The organism is Streptomyces humi (genome assembly GCF_001005085.2).
Classification (GTDB): domain Bacteria; phylum Actinomycetota; class Actinomycetes; order Streptomycetales; family Streptomycetaceae; genus Streptomyces; species Streptomyces humi.
Genome location: NZ_LBMU02000180.1, coordinates 1 through 3,400, shown reverse-complemented (window position 1 = coordinate 3,400; position 3,400 = coordinate 1). Strand labels below are relative to the sequence as shown.

Sequence of the window (3,400 nt, the reverse complement as noted above, 5' to 3'; positions counted from 1 at the left end):
CGTCCTGCACTACATCGCGGGCAAGCGCCTGGCCGCCGGCCGCCGCACGGTCGTGGACGCCACCAGCGTGCAGCAGGACTCCCGCAGGCAGCTGATCGACCTGGCCAGGCAGTACGACGTGCTGCCGGTCGCCATCGTCCTCGACGTGCCCGAGGAGGTGTGCGTCGAGCGCAACGCGGCCCGCCGCGACCGGGCCGACCTGCCGCGCCGGGTCGTCCAGCGCCACATCCGCGAACTCCGGCGCTCGCTACGGCACCTGGAGCGCGAGGGCTTCCGCAAGGTGCACGTCCTGCGCGGTGTCGAGGAGATCGAGTCGGCGGCCGTCGTCACCGAGAAGCGGTACAACGACCTGACCCACCTGACCGGACCCTTCGACATCGTCGGCGACATCCACGGCTGTGCCCTCGAACTGGAGGCCCTGCTGGCCAAGTTGGGCTATCAGGACGGGGTGCACCCCGAGGGCCGTACCGCGGTCTTCGTCGGCGACCTGGTCGACCGCGGCCCGGACAGCCCGGGCGTGCTGCGCCGGGTGATGTCCATGGTCGGGTCGGGCCACGCCCTGTGCGTGCCCGGCAACCACGAGAACAAGTTCGGGCGGTACCTCAAGGGCCGCCAGGTCCAGCACACCCACGGACTCGCCGAGACCGTCGAGCAGATGGCAGGCGAGAGCGAGGAGTTCACGCAGCAGGTACGGGAGTTCATCGACGGGCTCGTCAGCCACTACGTCCTCGACGGCGGCCGGCTGGTCGTCTGCCACGCCGGGCTGCCCGAGAAGTACCACGGCCGCACCTCCGGCCGGGTCCGCTCGCACGCGCTGTACGGCGACACCACCGGCGAGACCGACGAGTACGGGCTGCCGGTGCGCTACCCGTGGGCCGAGGACTACCGGGGCCGCGCCGCCGTCGTCTACGGCCACACCCCGGTCCCGGAGGCCACCTGGCTCAACAACACCATCTGCCTGGACACCGGGGCGGTCTTCGGCGGCAAGCTGACCGCGCTGCGCTGGCCGGAGCGGGAGCTGGTCGACGTACCGGCCGAGCGGGTCTGGTACGAGCCGGCCCGGCCGCTGCGCCCCGAGGCACCCGGCGGCCAGGACGGCCGGCCGCTGGACCTCGCGGACGTGCGGGGCCGGCGCACGGTCGAGACCCGGCACCTGGGCCGGATCGCGATCCGCGAGGAGAACGCGGCGGCCGCCCTGGAGGTGATGAGCCGCTTCGCTGTCGACCCGCGTCTGCTGCCCTACCTGCCGCCGACCATGGCGCCGACGGCCACCAGCCACCTCGGCGGCTACCTGGAGCACCCGGCGGAGGCGTTCGCGCAGTACGCGCGGGACGGCGTCGCCCGGGTGGTGTGCGAGGAGAAGCACATGGGCTCGCGGGCGGTGGCGCTGGTCTGCCGGGACGCCGAGGCCGCGCACAGGCGCTTCGGTGTCCCCCACGGCCCCACCGGTTCCCTCTACACCCGCACCGGACGCCCGTTCTTCGACGACGAGACGGTGACCGAGGAGGTTCTCGGGCGGATTCGCGCGGCGGTCGACGCGGCCGGCCTCTGGGACGAACTCGCCACCGACTGGCTGCTGCTCGACGCCGAGCTGCTGCCCTGGTCGGTGAAGGCCGGCGGGCTGCTGCGCACCCAGTACGCGGCCGTGGGCGCCGCCTCCGGAGCGGCGTTCCCGAGCGCCCTGGCCGCCCTGGAGCGCACGGTGGAGCGTGGCGTCGACGTGACCGGCCTGCGCGCCCGGCAGCGTGAACGCGCCATGGCGGCAAGCGCGTTCACCGACGCGTACCGCCGTTACTGCTGGCCCACCGAAGGACTGGACGGGGTGCGCCTGGCCCCCTTCCAGCTCCTCGCGGTGCAGGGCCGCAGCCTCGCCGCGCTCCCGCACGACGAGCAATTGACCCTCCTGGACCGGCTGGTCGAGCACGACCCGAGCGGCCTGTTGCAGACCACCCGCCGGCTCCACGTCGACACCGGCGACCCGGAGTCGGTGCGGGCCGGCGTCGACTGGTGGCTGGAGATGACCGGGCGGGGCGGCGAGGGCATGGTCGTCAAACCGGTCGGGGCGGTCGTACGGGGCCCGGACGGGCGGCTGGTCCAGCCCGGCATCAAGTGCCGGGGCCGTGAGTACCTGCGGATCGTCTACGGCCCCGAGTACACCCGCCGGGAGAACCTCACCCGGCTGCGCAAGCGGTTCCTCAACCACAAGCGGTCGCTGGCGATCCGCGAGTACGCCCTGGGCCTGGAGGCCCTGGACCGCCTCGCGGACGGCGAGCCGCTGTGGCGGGTGCACGAGGCGGTGTTCGGGGTGCTCGCCCTGGAGTCGGAGCCGGTCGACCCCCGGCTGTGAGGGGGGTCAGCCGACCAGCCGGAGGCGGCGGGCGCAGGTGCCGACGCGGACCGTCTGGCCCCAGGTCAGCTCCAGGGCGTCGGTCTCGATGCCGTCGCCGAAGGCGATCAGGCGGTCCGACTCGACGGTGAGGGTCAGGGCCGCGGCGGCGGTCAGCTCGCCGGCGACCAGGGAGGTCCCGGTCGCCGGCGACGGCCAGGCCTCCCGGACGAACCACAGCAGGCGGTCCTCGGTGGGCGCGGGCAGCGCCAGCCGGGCGCCGCGCTCCTGCCACAGGGAGCGCAGCCAGCCGGTGGCCCCGGTGCCGGTGCCCACCAGCACCCCGGAGGAGGCCTGGGCCTCGACGGCACCCCCGTCGTCCTCGAGGCCCAGGCGGTATCGGGCGGTCTGATGACCGGCGGTACCGAGGTAGATCTCGTTGAGCGCCACGAGCCGCTGGGTGTCGTCGGCGACCGCCTCGACCATCGTCAGCTCGTCGGCGCCGGTGCTTCCGACGGAGGCCAGCAGTACCGGCGCCTGCTCCGCGCGGTGCCGTACCAGCACCCCCGGGTTGCGGCCGGGGTCGGCGTCGATGCCGACCACCGGCTGGCCGTCCAGGTACTTGGCCACGTTCGCGACCAGCCCGTCCTGGCCGACCACCACGACCACGTCCTCCGGGGCGAACAGGAAGCGGTCCAGATCGGACCGTTCGACCTGGGTCCGGCGCCAGGCCAGCGGGATGGCGGAGGTCACCTCGGCCAGGGCCCGGTGGGCCCGGCGGTGGCGCTCGGAGACCTCCGCGATGTCCCGGCCCCGGGAGGCCAGGAAGAAGGCGGCCTGCCCGTGCGTACCGTGCCGGGCGACCAACTCCTCGTACTCCGTGGTCCGGTGGACCAGCACGGCCCGAGGCGCAAGACTCACGACGCCACCCCCACAACCCGACAAGCCCGAACGACCGAACCCGGCAGCCGCCGGGGCCGGGTGGTCGGGGCGGGGAGCCGGTGAGCCCGGACGGCCGGAAGCGGGAGCCGGAAGGGCCGGGCGGTCGGTGCGGGGAGCTGGTGGGAGCGGGTG

Annotated in this window: 2 protein-coding genes; one reads left to right on the top strand and one right to left on the bottom strand. The window is 74.2% G+C overall.

What is annotated here, in order from left to right; genetic code table 11:
• A partial coding sequence (locus AAW13_RS43775; RefSeq protein ID WP_071659890.1) for a polynucleotide kinase-phosphatase occupies positions 1-2,347 on the top strand: 2,347 nt, incomplete at its 5' end.
• Between the two features lie 6 nt (positions 2,348-2,353).
• On the opposite strand, the gene AAW13_RS43770 is transcribed toward AAW13_RS43775, so the two are convergent.
• Complete coding sequence (locus AAW13_RS43770; protein WP_046728580.1) at positions 2,354-3,247, bottom strand: NAD(+)/NADH kinase; 894 nt, start codon at positions 3,245-3,247, stop codon at positions 2,354-2,356.
• Positions 3,248-3,400 lie beyond the last annotated feature (153 nt).